We start from the raw sequence: 19437 nt of genomic DNA on the forward strand, positions 1-19437 counted from the left end.
GGCCGGCCCCTGGTAAGAGAGGGCGTCACATTTGTGAGCGTATGGGGGTGATCGCGGGCGCGCGACCGGGGCGGGGCAGGGGTGGCGGGAGGGAAGGAATGGGTAAGGTCCCCGCAGGATTGTTCGAGGGGGGAGCAAGGATGCTGCGCTGGTTCCTGTGGGGGACGGCCGCACTGTTGCAGGGCGGCCTGGTCGCATGCGGTGCGATGGCGGTCAGAAGCGGCTGGCTGCTGCCCTGGCTGCGACGCAGGACTCTGCGCCCCGAACTGTGGGGCTACGGAGCGATGTCCTTCGGCACGGGCATGTTCCTGCTCATGTCGTGGGGGGAGCTGAATGTGTTGGACGGCCTCCCTCACCTAGGCGGCGCCGTCGCCGTCACCGGTCTGCTGCTGATGGCGGCGGGCGCCTACTTCCAGCTGCTGTCCGCGCGCGAGCGCCTGGACGTATGACCGCCACGACCCGCAGAGAACTCGCCCGCACCGACCTGGCCCCCCTGGCCCGGGCCGCCCTCGGCCGAAACCGTTCGCTGACCGGGGTCACCCGGCTGCGCGGCGGCAGCAAGAAGGGCGTCTACCGGCTCGCCCTCGACGACGGCACGACGGCGATCGCGTACGTCTGGTCACCGGACGAGGACCTCTGGGACGCCGGCCCGATCGACCACCGGGACCCCCTCGCCCACGCCACCGGCCTCGACCTGTTCACGGCATCCCACGACCGACTCGCGGCCGTCGGCGTCCGCACCCCGCGCCTCCTGTACGCCGACCCCGCGCACACCCACCTCCCGGCGGACGCGGCGGTCGTCGAGGACGTACGGGGACACCCGGGCGGCGGCGACCTGGAGGTGCTCCTCGAACGCGACCCGGAGACCGGGGCCCAGGTCCTGGCCCGCCTCGGTGACCTGCTCGGCGCCCTGCACAGCGCCACCGGGCCCCGCCTCGGCAAGGTCGGCCTCGTCGACAGGGGCGGGGTGTCCCAGGGGAGTTCGTGCGAGGGTGTCATCACGGACCGCGCGCTGCACGACCTCGACGACCTCGTCGTACGGCAGCCGCGAGCCGCCGCCCTGCACGGCGAACTGGCCGCGCTGGTACGGCACCTGGCCGCCGAGGTCCGCCCCCGGACCGGCCCGCTGTCCCTCATCCACGGCGAACTCGGCCCGGACCACGTCCTGGTGACCCCGGACGGCGAGCCGGCGCTCATCGACATCGAAGGCCTGCTGTACTTCGACGCCGAGTGGGAGCACGTGTTCCTGCGCCAGCGGTTCGGGACGCTGTACGAGAGCCTGGCCGCCCCGGACCTCGACCCGAACCGAATGCGCCTCTACCGGCTCGCCATGCACCTCTCCCTGGCCACCGGCCCGCTGCGGCTGCTCGACGTCGGCGCGTTCCCCGACCCCGCCTTCATGCGCGGGATCGCCGAGCACAGCCTCGAACAGGTCATCGGCCTTCTGATGACCCCGCGGCACTCATGAGCCCTCAGCTCATGAACTGTCCGACCGCCTCCTGATCTTCGAACCCAGCCACACCAGCGGGTCGTACTTGCGGTCGACCGCGCGCTCCTTCAGGGGGATCAGCGCGTTGTCCGTGATGTGGATGCCCTCCGGGCACACCTCGGTGCAGCACTTGGTGATGTTGCAGTAGCCGAGGCCGTGTTCGTCCTGGGCGGTGCGCTTGCGGTCCAGGCCCGACTCCGCCGCCGCGTCCAGGGGATGCATGTCCAGCTCCGCGACCCGCATCAGGAAGCGCGGACCGGCGAACGCGGGCTTGTTCTCCTCGTGGTCGCGGACCACATGGCAGGTGTCCTGGCACAGGAAGCACTCGATGCACTTGCGGAACTCCTGCGACCGGTCCACGTCCTCCTGCATCATCCGGTACTCGCCGGGGCCCACCCCGTCCGGCGGGACGAAGGAGGGCACCTCGCGGGCCTTGGCGTAGTTGAACCCGACGTCGGTGACGAGGTCGCGGACCACGGGGAAGGCCCGCAGGGGAGTCACCGTGATCGTCTCCTCGCGGGTGAACACCGACATCCGGGTCATGCACAGCAACCGGGGACGCCCGTTGATCTCCGCCGAGCACGAACCGCACTTGCCCGCCTTGCAGTTCCAGCGGACGGCGAGGTCGGGAGCCTGGGTCGCCTGGAGCCGGTGGATGATGTCTAGGACGACCTCGCCGTCGTTCACTTCGACGGTGAAGTCCTTCAGCCCGCCGCCCTTCACATCACCGCGCCACACCTTGAAGCGGGCCTCGTAACTGCTGCTCACGCCACTGCTCACACTGCTGCTCACTCGTACAGCTCCTCGTCGGTGAGGTACTTGACCAGCTCCTCTTTCTCGAAGAGGGCGAGCAGGTCGGGGCGGACGGGGTCGGTGGTCTCACGGGTGAGGGCGATCAGGCCGCTCGCCGGGTCGCCGGCCACCAACCCGCCGGCGGGATCGGAGAGTTGGCACAGCAGGTTCACGTTGCGCCACTGGCGGTCCATCACCGGATGGTCCTCACGGGTGTGGCCGCCCCGCGACTCGGTGCGCTCCAGCGCCGCCAGAGCCACGCACTCGCTGACCAGCAGCATGTTCCGCAGGTCCAGGGCGAGATGCCAGCCCGGGTTGAACTGGCGATGGCCCTCGACTCCGGCCCGGTGGGCCCGTACCCGCAGCTCCGCCAGCTTCTCCAGCGCCTGCTCCATCTCGCCCTCGCGGCGGATGATGCCGACCAGGTCGTTCATGGTCTGCTGGAGCTCCTGGTGGAGGGTGTACGGGTTCTCCGCCGGGCGGCTGGCCTCCCCGCCCGGGGTCGGTTCCTCCGCCGAGAAGGGGCGCAGGGCCTCCGCCGCGGCCGTGTCGATCTGGTCGTCGTCCACGGGGGAGCGGGCGGCCGCCGAGTTCGCGTACTCGGCGGCGTGCAGGCCCGCCCGGCGGCCGAACACCAGCAGGTCGGAGAGGGAGTTGCCGCCGAGCCGGTTGGAGCCGTGCATCCCGCCCGCGACCTCACCGGCGGCGAAGAGGCCCGGTACCCCGCGTGCGGCAGCGGACTCGGAGTCGACCGCGATACCGCCCATCACGTAGTGGCAGGTCGGCCCGACCTCCATCGCCTCGGCGGTGATGTCGACGTCCGCCAGCTCCTTGAACTGGTGGTACATGGACGGCAGTCGGCGCCGGATCACCTCGGCCGGCATCCGCGTCGAGACGTCCAGGAAGACACCGCCGTGCGGGGAGCCCCGGCCCGCCTTTACCTCGGAGTTGATGGCGCGGGCCACCTCGTCCCGGGGGAGCAGTTCGGGGGGTCGGCGGTTGTGGTCCGGGTCCTCGTACCAGCGGTCGCCCTCGGCCTCCGACTGGGCGTACTTCTCCTTGAAGACGTCCGGGATGTAGTCGAACATGAACCGCTTGCCCTCGGAGTTGCGCAGCACCCCGCCGTCGCCGCGTACGGACTCGGTGACGAGGATGCCCTTCACGGACGGCGGCCAGACCATGCCCGTGGGATGGAACTGCACGAACTCCATGTTGAGCAGCGGCGCCCCGGCGAGCAGCGCCAGCGCGTGGCCGTCGCCGGTGTACTCCCACGAGTTCGACGTCACCTTGAAGGACTTGCCGATCCCGCCGGTCGCGATGACCACGGACGGGGCCTCCAGGACGAAGAAGCGGCCCGACTCACGCTCGTAGGCGAAGACACCGGAGACGCGGCCCGCGGCGGAGCCGCTGTTGGATGCAGTGTTCTTCATCACCCTGGTGACCGTGCACTCCTGGAAGACCTTCAGCCGGGACTCGTAGTCGCCGGTCTCCTTCTTGTCCTGCTGCTGGAGGGAGACGATCTTCTGCTGGAGGGTGCGGATGAGTTCGAGTCCGGTGCGGTCGCCGACATGCGCGAGACGCGGGTACTCGTGGCCGCCGAAGTTGCGCTGGGAGATCCGGCCGTCGCGGGTGCGGTCGAAGAGAGCGCCCCAGGTCTCCAGCTCCCAGACCCGGTCGGGGGCCTCCTGGGCGTGCAGTTCGGCCATCCGCCACTGGTTGAGGAACTTGCCGCCGCGCATGGTGTCGCGGAAGTGGACCTGCCAGTTGTCGTGCTCGTTCACATTGGCCATGGCGGCGGCGATCCCGCCCTCGGCCATCACCGTGTGCGCCTTGCCGAACAGGGACTTGCAGATCACCGCCGTACGGGCGCCACGCTCGCGTGCCTCGATGGCGGCGCGCAGCCCGGCGCCACCGGCGCCCACCACGACAACGTCCCACTCCTGGCGGTCGACCACGGACATCAGAACAACCTCGGATCGTCGAAAGCGCCGGAGGCGACCAGGTACACGTAGAAGTCGGCGAGCCCGACGCTCACCAACGACGCCCAGGCGAGCTGCATATGACGGGCGTTCAGCTTTCCGACCCACTGCCAGGCGCGGTACCGCACGGGATGCTTGGAGAAGTGCTTGAGCTTGCCGCCGACGATGTGCCGGCAGGAGTGGCAGGAGAGCGTGTACGCCCAGATCAGCGTGATGTTGAGCAGGAAGACGAGGGTGCCGAGGCCCATGTGGCCCCACTCGTAGTGCTCGTCGCGGAAGGAGAGCACCGTGTCGTAGGTGAGGACGCAGGCGACCAGCAGTGCCGCGTAGAAGAAGTAGCGGTGGATGTTCTGCAGGACGAGCGGGAAGCGCGTCTCACCCGTGTACTTCTTGTGCGGCTCGGCCACCGCGCAGGCGGGCGGGGACGCCCAGAAGCCGCGGTAGTAGGCCTTGCGGTAGTAGTAGCAGGTCAGACGGAAGCCCAGCGGGAAGATCAGGATGATGATCGCCGGGGAGATGCCCCACCAGGAGCCGAACAGGTCGGCGTTGGGGCCGTGCCGCATGGGCGCGCAGTTGTCCGCCAGACAGGGCGAGTAGAACGGCGAGACGTACGGGGCCGAGTAGTAGTCGGCGTTCGCGAACGCCCGCCAGGTCGAGTACGCGATGAACGCCAGCAGACCGGCGGCGGTGGCGGCGGGCGCCAGCCACCAGCGGTCGGTCCGCAGATGCGGGGCGTCGATGGCGGCGCGCGTGGGGGTCCGTACGCCGCCGCCCTTCGGATGGTGGTCCGTGTCCGGTGGTTCGGTACCAGTGGCCAAGGAGAGCTCCGGTCGGATTCTCAGGGGGCGTGCCGGTCGCGGGCGCCGAGTCCTTCGTCGTCCGAGTCCGTCCACAGCGTGTTGTCGTACGGGGTGTCGGAGATGGACACGAGGTCGGGGCGCCGGGGTTCCGCGAGCCCCGGGGCGGCCTCGCGGAGCAGCGCGAGGCTTTCGCGCAGATGGTTGGCGTCGCTGCGCAGTCGGCGCAGTTCCAGGCTGCCCTTGCCGATCTGCTGTTCCAGGCGGCCCATCGACCGCAACAGGTCGTCGAGGCTGCGCTGGATGGATGTCAGTTCGTCGTTCACGGACATGACGTGACCTCACTTCGTAGGCCGGGGCCTTGGACGGCAACGTTCATGCGCCTGCGAGTGTTGCGCGTCACACCTGTCGGTGGGAAGGGATGTGCACCGATTGGCCGAGGCGCATCGGTGCATCGCGTGGTGCGCTGCGCCGCACGGGTGGGCTTCCCCGCCGTTACCGCCGTGTCGCCGTCGGTTGCCGAACCCTTTCCTCTTCAGTAGCCGGATACATGCGATCAGCTCCATATACCACCAAAAGTGATCATAACGCCCACGGCTCTCGGAGGTAAGCAGAGATGTCCCATCACGGCGTCGGACTGCGCGCGGTGACGCGCTCGGTAGCCTTCCTCACCGCCGGCGTACTCGCCGTCCCCCTGCTCACCGCGTGCAGCGGCGACCAGGAAGAAGACAGCAAGCCGCTCGCCGGGCAGGACATCGCGCCCGCCGACCGCGCCCTGCTCGCCGACGGCGGCACCCTGCGCTGGGCCGTGGACTCCGTACCGGAGACGCTCAACACCTTCCAGGCGGACGCCGACGCGACGACCACCCGGGTCGCGCAGGCCGTGCTCCCGTCGATGTACCGGCTCGACGCGAACGGGCGGGCCAAGCGCAACGCGGACTTCCTGGAGTCCGCCAAGGTCGTCGACACCGAGCCCAAGCAGGTCGTCCTCTACAAACTGAACCAGCAGGCCGTCTGGAGCGACGGCCGGGAGATCGGCGCCGCCGACTTCGCCGCCCAGTGGCGCGCCCTGTCCGGCAAGGACTCCGCGTACTGGACCGCCCGCAACGCCGGGTACGACCGCATCGAGAAGGTGCAGCGCGGCGCGAACGACCTCGAGGTCAAGGTCACCTTCAGCCGGCCGTACGCCGACTGGAAGTCGCTGTTCTCGCCCCTGTATCCCAAGGACGTCATGGGGACCCCGGACTCCTTCAATGACGGGGCGCGGCGCAAGCTCAAGGTCACCGCGGGGCCGTTCAACCTCAAGAAGGTCGCCAAGGCGGAGGGCGACGTCGTCCTCGTCCGCAACCCGCGCTGGTGGGGGAGTGCTCCCCGGCTCGACGGGATCGTGCTGCACGCCGTACCGCGCGACAAGCGCGCCGAGGCGCTCGCCGGCGGCAAGGTGGACGTGGCCGAGATCGATCCCGCCGAGGCCGAGCGCATCGTGCTCGCCTCACGCAAAAAGGCCACCCCTCTCCAGGGCCCCGGCGCCGCGCTCACCCCGGCCCGCGCCCTGCGTTCCTGGGCCCTCGCGCACGGTTCCGACGACCAGGCCGCCGGGGCGGAGAACAGCGCCCGGCGCAAGCAACGGGACGCGGCCACCAAGTACGCCGAGCAGCAGCGGTCGCTCAGCGCGTTCGAGGTGCGCAAGTCCCTCGAACCGGCCTACACCCAGCTCGCCCTCAACGGCGCCGACGGCCCCCTCGCCGACGAGCGGGTCCGTAGAGCCGTCGCCCGTGCGCTGGACCGCGAGGAGCTCGTCGGCCTCGTGCTCAAGCCGCTGGGGCTGCCCGCCGTACCGGTCGGCAGTCATCTGGCACTCTCCGGACAGGCCGCCTACGCCGACAACAGCGGCGCGCTCGGCGGCCAGGACACCGACGAGGCCGAGGCGCTGCTCGCCGATGCGGGGTGGGTGCGGGGCGGCCCGCTCGGGAAGCCGAAGAAGAAGGACGGAGAGAAGGTCGCCGGGGGAGAGGGCAAGAAGGCCGGCGTCCAGTCGGCCAAGCCCAAGCCCAGCCCCAAGGCCTCCCAGGACGACGGCAAGGACAGTGGCGCCGACGACGGAACCTATGTCGTCGGCGACGACGACAAGCCGTACGGCGAGCCCGTCCGTGAGAACCACCAGGACCCCCAGGGGCATCAGGGCGACCAGGGGAATCAAGGGCATCAGGGGCATCAGGACAGCGCGGGTAAGAAAAATCTGGCCCAGGACGGCAAGCAGTCGCTCCAGAAGCACCCCGAGCGGGGCGGTGCGCCCGGTGCCTACGCGCCCAAGGGCACGCCCGCTCCGGCCGGGGCCGCCGGGGCGCTCGCCAAGGACGGCAAGCCGCTGACCCTGCGGTTCGTGCTGCCCTCGGGGCCGGGATCCGCCACCCTGCGGGCCGTGGGCGACCGGATCACGCGGATGCTGGACCGGGTCGGTATCCGTACCGCCGTCACCAAGGTGTCCGACGACAGCTACTTCAAGGACCACATCGCCAGCGGCCAGTACGACCTGGCCCTGTACTCGTGGCCCGCGTCCGCCTTCCCCGCCACCGACGCGCGGCCCATCTACGCCAAGCCGGTGCCCGCCGCCGACGGATCCCTCAATGTCGAGCAGAACTACACCCGCGTCGGCACCGACCAGGTGGACCAGCTCTTCGACCAGGCCATCTCCACCCTGGACGAGGGCAAGTCGGCCTCGCTGGTGCGGAAGGCCGACGCCCGGATCTGGGCGGCCGGCGGTTCCATTCCGCTCTTCCAGCGGCCCCAGCTCACGGCCGTGCGGAAGAACGTCGCCAACGTGGGAGCCTTCGGTTTCCAGACCCCCCTGTACGAGGACATGGGTTTCCTGAAGAAGGGTGTCACTTCGGGCAGCAAGTCGGGCAGCACGTCGGGCGGCAGTCCCTCTCCCCGATCGTGACGGTCGCCTCACCCGGACGGCCCGGCGAGCCCCTACCGCGCCGGGCCCGTACGATGGGGTAAGGCCGTGGCATGTCCAGCCCGGCAGGGTCCGCGTAACACAGATGTACGCGCAGGCCATCCACTCAAGCCGGGAGTACGCCGCAATATGGCCACGCGCCACGACATCCGCAACGTCGCCATCGTCGCCCACGTCGACCACGGGAAGACGACCCTCGTCGACGCCATGCTGAAGCAGGCCGGTGCCTTCGCCGCGCACGCCGCCGAGTCGCTCGACGACCGCATGATGGACTCGAACGACCTGGAGCGTGAGAAGGGCATCACGATCCTGGCCAAGAACACGGCCGTCAAGTACCACCCGAAGGATGGCAGCGATGTCATCACCATCAACATCATCGACACCCCCGGCCACGCCGACTTCGGCGGCGAGGTCGAGCGCGGTCTGTCGATGGTGGACGCCGTCGTGCTGCTCGTCGACGCCTCCGAGGGGCCGTTGCCGCAGACCCGGTTCGTGCTGCGCAAGGCGCTCCAGCAGCGTCTGCCGGTCATCCTGTGCATCAACAAGACGGACCGCCCGGACTCCCGGATCGACGAGGTCGTCAACGAGACCTACGACCTCTTCCTGGACCTGGACGCGGACGAGGAGCAGATCGAGTTCCCCATCGTCTACGCGTGTGCGCGTGACGGTGTCGCCTCGCTGACCAAGCCGGAGAACGGCACGGTCCCGGCGGACAGCGACAGCCTGGAGCCGTTCTTCTCCACGATCCTGTCGCATGTCCCGGCCCCGTCGTACGACGAGGAGGCCCCGCTCCAGGCGCACGTCACCAACCTGGACGCCGACAACTTCCTCGGCCGTATCGCGCTGCTCCGGGTCGAGCAGGGCGAGCTGCGCAAGGGCCAGACCGTCACGTGGATCAAGCGTGACGGCACGATGTCCAACGTCCGCATCACCGAGCTGCTGATGACCGAGGCGCTCACCCGCAAGCCCGCCGAGAAGGCCGGCCCCGGTGACATCTGTGCCGTCGCCGGTATCCCGGACATCATGATCGGTGAGACCCTCGCCGACCCCGAGAACCCGATCGCGCTGCCGCTCATCACGGTCGACGAGCCGGCGATCTCCATGACCATCGGTACGAACACCTCGCCGATGGTCGGCCGCGGCGCGACCGGCAAGGGCGCGGACGCCAAGGCCGTCGTCAAGGACCGCAAGGTCACGGCCCGCCAGGTCAAGGACCGTCTCGACCGCGAGCTGATCGGTAACGTCTCGCTGCGGGTCCTCGACACCGAGCGTCCCGACGCCTGGGAGGTCCAGGGCCGTGGTGAGCTGGCGCTCGCCATCCTGGTCGAGCAGATGCGCCGTGAGGGCTTCGAGCTGACCATCGGCAAGCCGCAGGTCGTCACCCAGGTGATCGACGGCAAGGTCCACGAGCCCGTCGAGCGCATGACGATCGACGTGCCCGAGGAGCACATGGGCGCGGTCACGCAGCTCATGGGCGTCCGCAAGGGCCGCATGGACAACATGTCGAACCACGGCTCCGGCTGGGTCCGTCTGGAGTTCGTCGTGCCCTCCCGCGGTCTCATCGGCTTCCGTACCGAGTTCCTCACCGGTACGCGCGGCACGGGCATCGCCCACTCCATCCACGAGGGCCACGAGCCGTGGTTCGGCGTGCTGACGACCCGTAACAACGGTTCGCTGGTCGCCGACCGCTCGGGCGCCGTCACCGCCTTCGCGATGACGAACCTCCAGGAGCGCGGTGTGCTGTTCACCGACCCCGGCACCGAGGTGTACGAGGGCATGATCGTCGGCGAGAACTCCCGCTCCGACGACATGGACGTGAACATCACCAAGGAGAAGAAGCTCACCAACATGCGCTCGGCCGCCGCCGACTCGTTCGAGGCGATCGTGCCGCCGCGCAAGCTCTCCCTGGAGCAGTCCCTGGAGTTCTGCCGCGACGACGAGTGCGTCGAGGTGACTCCGGAGGCCGTGCGTATCCGCAAGGTCGTGCTGGACCAGAAGGAGCGCGGTCGCTCCGCGAGCCGCGCCAAGCACGGCTGACGCGCCGCTGACGTGATGTCATGAGGACCCGGTCCCCGCAGGCGGGGGCCGGGCCTCAGGCATGTCCGCGTTGCCCCGCCGTGTACAGGTTCGCCCCCCTGCCGGTGTCCCTGTCCGTGCGCCGTGCAACGCTGTTCGCATACCGGTGAACCAACGATCAAGTTTCGGACATGTAAACAGAAAACCATCCCTTTATGTCCGTTTGGTGGATTTACTGTTTGACGTGTCAAGCGCGCGCAGGTGTCAATCTTTGCAATTTTTGCTCAAAATTTCGACGGTAGGGAGATCCCTATGCCTTCCGGCCTTGACGCGCGTTGACTTACTTGGCGAAAGTTCCCCCAAACCACAGAACCCGCCGGTATCTGTGCTGCGCTCAGCTCTCCAACCCCCCGGGGGAAGAACACACATGACCAGTCCAGCCAAGGCTGAAGGCTCCGGGCCCTCGATCGCCTTGGACCCCGAGCTCGATACGAACACCGAGCCCGTCAAGGGCCCGAAGCAGCTTGAGGGTCGTTCTCCCGGGCAGCTGATGTGGCAGCGCTTCAAGCGTGACCGTACCGGTGTGATCTGTGCCGTGGTAGTGATTTTGTACTTCGTCATCGCTCTCGCGGCACCGCTGCTCGTCAAGCTGAGCGGGACGGACCCCTACACGCTGTACGGCCAGGACCCCACGTACGCGGACAAGCCCGTCCTCGACGAGTTCGGGCTGCCGCTCGGCTACTTCGGCGGTGTCTCGGGGGCCCACTGGTTCGGTGTCGAGCCGCAGCTGGGCCGTGACCTGTTCGCCATGCTCATGTACGGCATGCGCACCTCGCTGTTCATGGCGGTGGCCGTGACCGTGCTGGTGATGGTCACCGGTGTGCTCATCGGCATGATCGGCGGCTACTTCGGCGGCCGGGTCGACTACTGGGTCGGCCGGGTCACGGACTTCTTCCTCTCCTTCCCCTCACAGCTGTTCTTCATCGCGTTCATGCCGGTGGTCACGGCATTCTTCGTCGACCCGCAGGAAGAGACCCCCACGTACTTCCGCGCGCTGGCGATTCTCATCGTGCTCTGGGTGCTGGGCTGGATGGGCATGGCCCGACTGGTCCGTTCGACCGTGCTGTCGCTGCGTGAGCGCGAGTTCGTGGAGGCCGCCAAGGTCTCCGGGGCCTCGCCGTGGCGGATCGTCCGCAAGGAGATCCTGCCGAACGTGGTCTCACCGATCCTGGTGCAGTTCACTTACCAGCTGCCCAGCACCATTCTGACCATCGCGTTCCTCTCGTTCGCCGGTGTCGGGTTCGTCGAGCCGACCCCGGACTGGGGGCGGCTGTTCGCAGCCGCCGCCCGCTACGCCAAGCAGGATCCGGCGTTCATGTTCTTCCCGGGCACGGCACTGGTGATCTTCGTCCTGTGCTTCAACCTCCTCGGAGACTCCGTTCGGGACGCGTTCGACCCCAAGTCCGGACGCTGATCGTCCATTGGTGGGGGGTGACTGCCGCCCCCGCGTCGGCCTACCAGCCGGGCGTCAGGCAGTACTCATGGATAACAACCGACAGGTAGGTGCTTCAGCCTCATGAAGTCGTTCAACTCGCGCAGAACGCAGGCCATCGTGGTCGCCATCGCGGCCGGGTCTCTCGCGCTCACCGGCTGCTCCGACAACAAGGGCGGCAGCTCCGGCAAGGACTCCAAGAAGGACCAGGCGGAGGCCTCCGAGCAGTCGAAGGCGGTCGTCTACGCCGACGCCGCCGCGTCGACCGGCCCTGCCGAGGAGGTGCCCGGTGCCAAGAGCGGCGGCACCATCCAGGTCTACCAGGAGGCGGGCCTCTCGCACCTGGACCCGGGCCAGATCTACGTCTCGGACGCCGGCCAGGCCGCGAACCTGCTCTTCCGCGGTCTGACCAACTTCGAGGAGGACGGCAAGGGCGGCACGTCCGTCGTCGGTGACCTCGCGACCGACTCGGGCAAGTCCTCGGACGGCGGCAAGACCTGGACGTACACGCTGAAGGACGGCGTGAAGGACCAGAACGGCAACGTGATCACGTCCGCCGACATCCGTCACACGGTCGAGCGCCAGTACGCCGCGTTCATCTTCGACGGGCCGACCTACCTGCAGACCTGGCTGAGCGGCCCGAAGTACCGTGACGCGCTGAAGGACGGCGGCTTCGGCTCCAAGCACCTGCCGTCCTCGGTTCTGGACACCCCGGACCCGAAGACGGTCATCTTCCACTTCGACACGCCGCGTCCGGACCTGCCGCAGACGCTGGCCATGCCCGGCTACTCGGTCGTCCCCGCGAAGGGCGACACCAAGGCGAAGTACGACACGGCCCCCGTCTCCACCGGCCCGTACAAGATCGCCGAGTACAAGGTCGGCAAGTCCATGAAGCTCGTCAAGAACACGAACTGGGACGCGAAGACCGACCCGGTCCGGCACCAGTACGTCGACGGCTTCAACTTCGACTTCGGCGTCACCGAGTCCACCCAGACCAGCCGGCTCATCGCCGACCAGGGTGACTCCAAGAGCGCGATCCAGTTCACCGGCTCCGTCGACGCCACCCAGATCCAGGACGTCATCAGCAACCCGGCCGTCAACAAGCGCACGATCAAGGGCTACCAGCCCTACGTCATGACGCTGACGTTCAACCTGGACCGGGTGAAGAACAAGGCGGTCCGCGACGCGATCACCTACGGCGTGAACTCCAAGTCGCTCATCGCGGGTGAGGGCGGCGTCTACGGTGGCGACCCGGCCCCGAACCTGTTCGCCCCGACCCTGCCCGGCTACGAGGCCAGCTACGACCCGTACGGCCGTCTGAAGACGCCGCAGGGCAACATCGCGAAGGCCAAGGAGCTCCTCAAGGACGTTCCGGCCGCCGAGAAGAAGCTCGTCTTCGCCTACTCCAACAGCGAGGCCGGCCAGAAGCGCAAGGTCGCGATCGAGGACGCGCTGACCAAGATCGGCATCGACGTGGTGGCCAAGGAGATCGACTCCGCGAGCTACTACGAGCAGATCGGCAAGGTCAAGAACCCGTACGACATCTACATCTCCGGCTGGGGCCAGGACTGGCCGTCGGCGGCCACGGTCGTCACGCCCATCTACGACGGTGACCAGGTCGCCGACGGTGCGCCGAACTACTCGCACATCAACGACCCCAAGGTCCAGGAGCTCATCAAGAAGGCCCTGACGCAGCAGCCGACCGAGGCTGCCGCGACCTGGACGGAAGCGCACCACTACATCCTGGAGAAGGTCAACCCGGCCGCTCCGCTCTGGTACACCAAGCAGTTCCAGCTCTACGGTTCGAACATCGGCGGTGCCCGTTACAGCACCGAGTCGAGCTACATCGACGTCACCCGACTGTTCCTGAAGTCGTAACTCGCTACGGCTGATCGCGGGGGTGCGCACCAGGCGGAGCGCACCCCCGCGGTTCCGTGAACCCGGTCCCATCCCGACTCCGCACGTCTCCGCAGAGAGCAGCCCCCCGCCATGTTTCAGTTCATTCTCCGGCGCACGGTCGGTGCCGTCGTCACTCTGTTCCTGATCGGCGCCGCCACGTTCTTCCTGTTCGTCGCCGCGCCCTCCGACTACGCCTCACTGGCCTGTGGCAAGGACTGCTCGCCCGCGAGACTCGAAGACATCCGCACGGCGCTCGGGCTCAATCTGCCCATCGCGCAGCAGTTCTGGGACTTCATGTCCGGCATCGTGATGGGCCGTGACTTCCCGACCGGCCACTGCTCCGCCCCCTGCCTCGGACAGTCGTTCTACTCGGGTGACATGGTCTGGTCCACGATCATGGACCGCTTCCCGCTGACCCTGTCCCTGACGGTCGGCGCGCTGGTCGTCTTCCTGGTCGTGGGACTCGGCGCCGGCATGATCGCCGCCTACAAGCGCGGCACCCTGATCGACAAGGTCGCCACCGGCACGTCGATGGTGCTCAGCTCGTTCCAGATCTACTTCCTCGGCCCGATCGCGCTGATCGTCCTCGTCTACCAGACCGGCTGGATGGAAGACCCCAAGTACGTTCCGTTCACTCAGGACCCGGTGGGCTGGCTCGTCGGACTGTCCATCCCCATGGTCGTCATGGCCACCATCTTCACCGCGCAGTACACGCGTATGGCCCGCGCCTCGATGATCGAGCAGCTCGCCGAGGAACACGTCCGTACCGCCCGCGCCAAGGGCATGTCACAGAAGTACGTCTTCTTCCGCTACGCCTGGCGCGGTTCGCTCATCCCGATCGTCACCGTGCTCGGCATCGACATCAGCGCCCTGCTCGGCGGCGGTGTCGTCACCGAACTGACCTTCTCCCTCCAGGGAATCGGCCGCCTCGCCGTGAACGGCGCGGTCACCAAGGACCTTCCGCTGACGATGGGCGTCATGCTGTTCGGGGCCTTCTTCATCCTGGTCCTGAACATTCTTACCGACATCGCGTACGCCTATATCGACCCGCGCGTCCGGCTCTCCTAGGAAGAAACGAACCACCGTGACCACACTGACCAAGCCCGAGGGCGCACCGGCCCCGACCGGTCCGGACAGCTTTCTCTCGGTCCGCGATCTCAAGGTGCAGTTCTCCACCGAGGACGGCATCGTCAAGGCGGTCGACGGACTCTCCTTCGACGTCGAGCGCGGCAAGACCCTGGGCATCGTGGGCGAGTCCGGATCGGGCAAGTCCGTCACGAACCTGACGATCCTCGGCCTGCACAACCCGGTGAGCACGACCGTCGACGGGGAGATCATCCTCGACGGCAAGGAGCTCGTCACCGCCACGGAGAAGGAGCTCGAGCAGCTCCGCGGCAACAAGATGGCGATGATCTTCCAGGACCCGCTGACCGCGCTCTCCCCGTACTACACGGTGGGCCGCCAGCTGTCCGAGCCGTTCATGAAGCACACCGGCGCCTCCAAGAAGGAGGCCAAGGACCGGGCCGTACAGATGCTGGAGAAGGTCGGCATCCCGCAGCCCAAGACGCGCTTCGACGACTATCCGCACCAGTTCTCCGGCGGTATGCGCCAGCGCGCGATGATCGCCATGGCGCTGATGTGCGACCCCGACCTCTTGATCGCCGACGAGCCCACCACCGCGCTGGATGTGACGGTGCAGGCCCAGATCCTGGACCTGCTCAAGGACCTCCAGCAGGAGTTCGGCTCCGCGATCATCTTCATCACGCACGACCTCGGCGTCATCTCGAACATGGCCGACGACCTGCTGGTGATGTACGCGGGCCGGGCCGTGGAACGCGGCTCCGTGAAGGAAGTCCTGCGCACGCCGCAGCACCCGTACGCCTGGGGTCTGCTCACCTCCATGCCGCGCCTGGACGGTGACATCGACGAGGCGCTGACGCCGATCCCCGGCTCGCCGCCCTCGCTGCTCAACCCGCCCTCGGGCTGCGCCTTCCACCCGCGCTGCTCGTTCACGGGCGAGGTGTCGGGCAGCCTCTGCACCGACGTACGGCCGTCGCTGGGAGACGGGCGCGACTCCGCGTGCCATCTGTCGGCGGAGCAGAAGCAGACCATCTTCATCGACAAGATCCAGCCCCGGCTGCGCTAGGGAGCACCGAGACATGAGCGACAACCTCACCCTCCCCACACAGCAGGGTTCCACCGGTACGTCGACCGAGGAACTGCTCAAGGTCGAGGGACTCACGAAGCACTTCCCGATCTACGGCGGCTTCCCGATCAAGCGGAAGGTCGGCGCCGTCCAGGCGGTCGACGGCATCGATCTGAGCATCGGTGTCGCCGAGAGCGTCGGCATGGTGGGCGAGTCGGGCTGCGGCAAGTCGACCGCGGGCCGGCTCATCACCCGCCTCCTGGAGCCGACCGGCGGCAAGATCACGTACTCCGGTCAGGAGATCACGCACGCCTCGCGCAAGCAGCTGGCGCCGGTCCGCTCCGAGATCCAGATGATCTTCCAGGACCCGTACAGCTCGCTGAACCCGCGCCAGACCGTCGGCACGATCATCAAGTCGCCGATGGAGGTCAACGGGATCGAGCCGGCGGGCGGCCGGGAGAACCGGGTCCGGGAGCTGCTGGAGCTGGTCGGGCTCAACCCCGAGCACTACAACCGCTTCCCGCACGAGTTCTCCGGCGGCCAGCGCCAGCGCATCGGGGTGGCCCGCGCGCTCGCCCTGAAGCCGAAGCTGATCGTGGCGGACGAGCCGGTCTCCGCGCTGGACGTCTCCATCCAGGCCCAGGTGGTGAACCTCCTCAAGAAGGTCCAGGAGGAGATGGGCATCGCGTTCCTGTTCATCGCCCACGACCTGGCCATCGTGCGGCACTTCTCGCAGCGCGTCGCGGTGATGTACCTCGGCAAGATCGTCGAGGTCGGCGACCGGGACTCGATCTACAACCGCCCGCGTCACCCGTACACGCACGCTCTGCTGTCCGCCGTCCCCGAGGTGGCGATGGACGACGAGACGGAGCCCCGCGAGCGCATAAGGCTCGCCGGTGACGTCCCCTCGCCGATCCACCCGCCGTCCGGCTGCCGTTTCCGTACGCGCTGCTGGAAGGCGCAGGACAAGTGCGCGAGCGAAGAGCCGCCGCTGGTCCAGATCTCCGGCAACCGTGACAAGCACCTGACGGCCTGCCACTTCCCGGAGGACCCGACGACGGAGGCCCGCGACGCCGACGTCGTCCTGGACCCGGCGCTGAAGGCGCTGGAGACGGACGCCACGGAGGGCTGAGACCGCGAACAGCCGTGACAGGGGCCGGGGTGAGGAGCTGATGCTCCTCACCCCGGCCCCTGTCACGCGTGCGACGGCGTTTATTCGTTCGACAGACGGCTGCCCGGTCCGGGACCCTCACAGCTGCTGTCCCTCACATGGCCCGGAGGCCTCGTTGTCCTTCCCCACGATCCACAACATCACCTTCGACTGCACCGGTGACCCCTACGACCTCGGCCTCTTCTGGAGCGCGGTGTTCGGCCGCCCACTGGCCGACGACGACAAGCCCGGCGACCCGGAGGCGGTGCTCAAGGACCCGGCAGGCGGCCCCACGCTCCTGTTCATCCAGGTCCCGGAGGGCAAGTCGGTGAAGAACCGCCTGCATCTCGACCTGCGACCGCACGGCCGCACCAGGGACGAGGAGGTCGAGCGCCTGATCTCCCTCGGCGCCCGCCTCGTCGCCGACCACCGCCGACCCGACGGCGGCGGCTGGGCCCTCATGTCCGACCCGGAGGGCAACGAGTTCTGCGTGGAACGCGGAGAGCTGGGCTGATCAGACGACCTGCGCGGTGACGTAGTCCGCGTGGAACTCCCGGCGCTGCGCCGGCGTCAGATGGCAGGCCGCGCCGTGGGCGGGTGTGCGGGGCAGGAGTGGGCGCTTGGTTGCGCAGCGGCCCGTCGGGACCTGTTCCCGGAATGCGCAGCGGGGCTCGAAGCCGCAGCCCGGGGGTGGGTCGAGGAGTGACGGGGGTGTGCCCGGGATCGGGGACAACGGGACGTCGACCGGGGCGGTCAGGGAGGGCGCCGAGTCCAACAGGCCCCAGGTGTACGGGTGTTCAGGCGCCCGCAGTACCTCGCTGCGGGTGCCTCGCTCCACCGCCCGGCCCCCGTACATCACCAGGATGTCGTCCGCCATACGGGAGATGACGCCCAGGTCGTGCGTGATGAAGACGATCGACGTGCCGAACTCCTGCTGGAGGTCCCCCAGCAGGTCCATGATCTGGGCCTGGACGGTGACGTCCAGGGAGGTCGTCGGTTCGTCGGCGATGAGGAGTTCGGGGTCGCAGACCAACGCCATGGCGATCACGACCCGTTGGCGCATGCCGCCCGAGAACTGGTGGGGGTAGTCGTCCGCCCGGAGCGCCGGCTGCGGGATGCCCACGCGTCTCAGCATCTCCACCGCACGGGCCCTGGACTCCCTGCGGGACGCGCCCTTGTGCTTGGTGTACGTCTCGGCGATCTGCCGGCCCACCGTGTGGAACGGTGACAGGGACGCCAGCGAGTCCTGGAAGATCATCGCCATCTTGCTGCCACGCAGCTTCTCCAGCTCCCGTTCCCGCGCCGACAGCAACTCCTTGCCGTCCAGCACGATCTCCCCGGCCAGCGTCGTGCGCCGACGGTCGTGCAGGCCCAGGATCGCCAGGTTCGTCACCGACTTGCCCGAGCCGGACTCGCCGACGATGCCCAGGGTCCGGCCGCGCTCGACGTCGAAGGAGAGGCCGTCGACCGCCCGTACCACCCCGTCGTCGGTGGCGAAGTGCACCTTCAGGTCCCGTACGGACAGGAAGGGTTCGGCTGCGATGGCGGTGGTGGCGGCGTCGGCGGTCGGCTCAGGCATCGAGGTCACAGGACATTTCTACGCGAGCCTGATCCGCGGGTCGATCAGCGCGTACACCGCGTCCACCACGATGTTCGCCACGACGATCGCCGCCGCGGCCACCAGGACCACCCCCAGCAGCAGCGGCAGGTCGTTGTCCCGTACCGCCTTGATGGACAGCGCGCCGATGCCGTGCAGGCCGAAGGTCTCCTCCGTGATGATCGCGCCGCCGAGCAGATAGCCGATGTCGAGGCCCAGGATCGTGACGATCGGGCCCATCGCGCCCCGCCAGGCGAACCGGAAGAACACCGTGCGGCGGGACAGGCCCTTGGCGCGGGCCGTACGGACGTAGTCCTCGGCGAGGGTCTCCACGAGCTGGGAGCGGGTCATCCGGGTGTAGTTGGCGGTGAAGATGATCGCGAGGACGAACCAGGGCAGCAGCAGGCCCTTGAACCAGGCCACCGGGTCCTGGCTGAAGCCGACGCTGTCCTGCGGGCGGGGGAGGATGCCCCACTGGTCGGAGAGGTAGTACATGGCCACCACACCGACGATGTAGATCTGCAGGGACGAGCCGATCAGCGACACCGACGAGGCGATCTTGTCCAGCGCCTTGCCCTGCTTCACCGCCGCCAGCATGCCCGTACCGACACCGAGGACCACGAACACCACCGCGCTGCCCAGCGTGAGGGACAGGGTGGTGGGGAAGCGGTTGGTGATCAGGCCGAGGACCGGCTCGTGGTTGGTGAAGGAGTAGCCCAGGCAGGGCGCCGAACAGTGACCGAGGCCGGCGTAGTCGCGGCCCACGAACACGCCCGCCAGCCAGTGCCAGTACTGCACCGGCAGCGGGTCGTCGATGCCGAGGTTGCGTCGGACGAGCGCGAGCGTCTCCGGGGTGCAGAGCTTGCCGCAGGCGCTGCGGGCCGGGTCGCGCGGGGCGACGTAGAAGAGGACGAACGTGATCGCGCTGATGACGAGGAGGATCATCAGCGCGCTGAGTGTCCGGCGGAGGATGAAGCGGTACATGGCGATCGGATTCCCTGGCGGAATCCCCGACACCGGTGCCGGGGTGGTCGGGTATGCGGGTGAGGGGCGCCCCTGGGGGGCGCCCCGACAGGGGCGCGGGGAACTGCGCGACCAGCCCCCACGGGCCCGCAGAAGAA

General features: G+C 68.3%; 16 protein-coding genes. 10 read left to right on the forward strand and 6 right to left on the reverse strand.

Translation table 11 applies throughout. The features are described from left to right. Positions 1–140 precede the first annotated feature (140 nt). Both OG241_RS37160 and OG241_RS37165 read left to right on the forward strand, forming a co-directional pair. Positions 141–449 (forward strand): hypothetical protein, encoded by a 309-nt coding sequence (locus OG241_RS37160; protein ID WP_405821772.1) that lies wholly within the window; start codon positions 141–143, stop codon positions 447–449. After that, positions 446–1468, forward strand: coding sequence for a phosphotransferase family protein (locus tag OG241_RS37165; protein ID WP_405821774.1), 1023 nt, complete (start codon positions 446–448; stop codon positions 1466–1468). The genes OG241_RS37160 and OG241_RS37165 overlap by 4 nt, the downstream gene beginning before the upstream one ends. Before the next feature lie 9 nt (positions 1469–1477). Here OG241_RS37165 and OG241_RS37170 read toward each other — a convergent pair whose 3' ends face one another. Genes OG241_RS37170 through OG241_RS37185 form a run of 4 tightly spaced genes read right to left on the reverse strand, consistent with a single transcriptional unit; the run spans position 1478 to position 5389 of the window. Next, complete coding sequence (locus tag OG241_RS37170; protein ID WP_405826649.1) at positions 1478–2269, reverse strand: succinate dehydrogenase/fumarate reductase iron-sulfur subunit; 792 nt, start codon at positions 2267–2269, stop codon at positions 1478–1480. An 8-nt stretch (positions 2270–2277) separates the two neighbouring features. Continuing rightward, entirely contained in the window at positions 2278–4242 is a 1965-nt protein-coding gene (locus tag OG241_RS37175; RefSeq protein ID WP_405821776.1) for a fumarate reductase/succinate dehydrogenase flavoprotein subunit, read from the reverse strand. Further along, positions 4242–5078, reverse strand: a complete 837-nt coding sequence (locus OG241_RS37180) for a hypothetical protein (protein WP_405821778.1) — start codon at positions 5076–5078, stop codon at positions 4242–4244. Before OG241_RS37180 ends, OG241_RS37175 begins: the two co-directional genes overlap by 1 nt. A gap of 20 nt (positions 5079–5098) precedes the next feature. Beyond that, complete coding sequence (locus OG241_RS37185) at positions 5099–5389, reverse strand: hypothetical protein (protein WP_405821780.1); 291 nt, start codon at positions 5387–5389, stop codon at positions 5099–5101. 284 nt (positions 5390–5673) lie between these two features. Between OG241_RS37185 and OG241_RS37190 the strand changes: the two genes are divergently transcribed. The 8 genes from OG241_RS37190 to OG241_RS37225 all read left to right on the forward strand — a co-directional run bounded on the left by OG241_RS37190 (position 5674) and on the right by OG241_RS37225 (position 17233). After that, entirely contained in the window at positions 5674–7998 is a 2325-nt protein-coding gene (locus OG241_RS37190; protein WP_405821781.1) for an ABC transporter substrate-binding protein, read from the forward strand. A 147-nt stretch (positions 7999–8145) separates the two neighbouring features. Next, positions 8146–10053 (forward strand): translational GTPase TypA, encoded by a 1908-nt coding sequence (typA, locus tag OG241_RS37195; protein WP_405821783.1) that lies wholly within the window; start codon positions 8146–8148, stop codon positions 10051–10053. Positions 10054–10459: 406 nt separating this feature from the next. Further along, entirely contained in the window at positions 10460–11506 is a 1047-nt protein-coding gene (locus tag OG241_RS37200) for an ABC transporter permease (protein ID WP_405821785.1), read from the forward strand. Between the two features lie 102 nt (positions 11507–11608). Beyond that, the gene (locus OG241_RS37205) at positions 11609–13402 is read left to right on the forward strand and encodes an ABC transporter substrate-binding protein (protein WP_405821787.1); all 1794 of its coding nucleotides are present in this window, start codon (positions 11609–11611) and stop codon (positions 13400–13402) included. A 111-nt stretch (positions 13403–13513) separates the two neighbouring features. Then, entirely contained in the window at positions 13514–14491 is a 978-nt protein-coding gene (locus OG241_RS37210) for an ABC transporter permease (RefSeq protein WP_405821789.1), read from the forward strand. 16 nt (positions 14492–14507) lie between these two features. After that, positions 14508–15569, forward strand: a complete 1062-nt coding sequence (locus OG241_RS37215) for an ABC transporter ATP-binding protein (protein WP_405821791.1) — start codon at positions 14508–14510, stop codon at positions 15567–15569. A 13-nt stretch (positions 15570–15582) separates the two neighbouring features. Next, positions 15583–16701: an ABC transporter ATP-binding protein gene (locus tag OG241_RS37220; RefSeq protein WP_405821793.1), complete on the forward strand. Its 1119-nt coding sequence runs from the start codon at positions 15583–15585 to the stop codon at positions 16699–16701. Between the two features lie 154 nt (positions 16702–16855). Further along, positions 16856–17233: a VOC family protein gene (locus tag OG241_RS37225; protein WP_405821794.1), complete on the forward strand. Its 378-nt coding sequence runs from the start codon at positions 16856–16858 to the stop codon at positions 17231–17233. Here the strand turns inward: OG241_RS37225 and OG241_RS37230 are convergent, their stop codons facing one another. Both OG241_RS37230 and OG241_RS37235 read right to left on the reverse strand, forming a co-directional pair. Next, positions 17234–18298: an ABC transporter ATP-binding protein gene (locus OG241_RS37230; RefSeq protein ID WP_405821796.1), complete on the reverse strand. Its 1065-nt coding sequence runs from the start codon at positions 18296–18298 to the stop codon at positions 17234–17236. It lies immediately after the preceding gene. A gap of 18 nt (positions 18299–18316) precedes the next feature. Then, positions 18317–19300: an ABC transporter permease gene (locus OG241_RS37235; RefSeq protein ID WP_405821798.1), complete on the reverse strand. Its 984-nt coding sequence runs from the start codon at positions 19298–19300 to the stop codon at positions 18317–18319. Positions 19301–19437: the final 137 nt, after the last annotated feature.

This window comes from Streptomyces sp. NBC_01390 (genome assembly GCF_045040105.1).
Classification (GTDB): domain Bacteria; phylum Actinomycetota; class Actinomycetes; order Streptomycetales; family Streptomycetaceae; genus Streptomyces.

Excerpts from the sequence above, each read along its gene's own strand:
- OG241_RS37160 (WP_405821772.1), top strand. The coding sequence starts at position 141 with ATGCTGCGCTGGTTCCTGTGGGGGACGGCCGCACTGTTGCAGGGCGGC.
- OG241_RS37165 (WP_405821774.1), top strand. The coding sequence starts at position 446 with ATGACCGCCACGACCCGCAGAGAACTCGCCCGCACCGACCTGGCCCCC.
- OG241_RS37175 (WP_405821776.1), bottom strand. The coding sequence starts at position 4,242 with ATGTCCGTGGTCGACCGCCAGGAGTGGGACGTTGTCGTGGTGGGCGCC.
- OG241_RS37185 (WP_405821780.1), bottom strand. The coding sequence starts at position 5,389 with ATGTCCGTGAACGACGAACTGACATCCATCCAGCGCAGCCTCGACGAC.
- OG241_RS37190 (WP_405821781.1), top strand. The coding sequence starts at position 5,674 with ATGTCCCATCACGGCGTCGGACTGCGCGCGGTGACGCGCTCGGTAGCC.
- typA (WP_405821783.1), top strand. The coding sequence starts at position 8,146 with ATGGCCACGCGCCACGACATCCGCAACGTCGCCATCGTCGCCCACGTC.
- OG241_RS37200 (WP_405821785.1), top strand. The coding sequence starts at position 10,460 with ATGACCAGTCCAGCCAAGGCTGAAGGCTCCGGGCCCTCGATCGCCTTG.
- OG241_RS37205 (WP_405821787.1), top strand. The coding sequence starts at position 11,609 with ATGAAGTCGTTCAACTCGCGCAGAACGCAGGCCATCGTGGTCGCCATC.
- OG241_RS37210 (WP_405821789.1), top strand. The coding sequence starts at position 13,514 with ATGTTTCAGTTCATTCTCCGGCGCACGGTCGGTGCCGTCGTCACTCTG.
- OG241_RS37220 (WP_405821793.1), top strand. The coding sequence starts at position 15,583 with ATGAGCGACAACCTCACCCTCCCCACACAGCAGGGTTCCACCGGTACG.
- OG241_RS37230 (WP_405821796.1), bottom strand. The coding sequence starts at position 18,298 with ATGCCTGAGCCGACCGCCGACGCCGCCACCACCGCCATCGCAGCCGAA.
- OG241_RS37235 (WP_405821798.1), bottom strand. The coding sequence starts at position 19,300 with ATGTACCGCTTCATCCTCCGCCGGACACTCAGCGCGCTGATGATCCTC.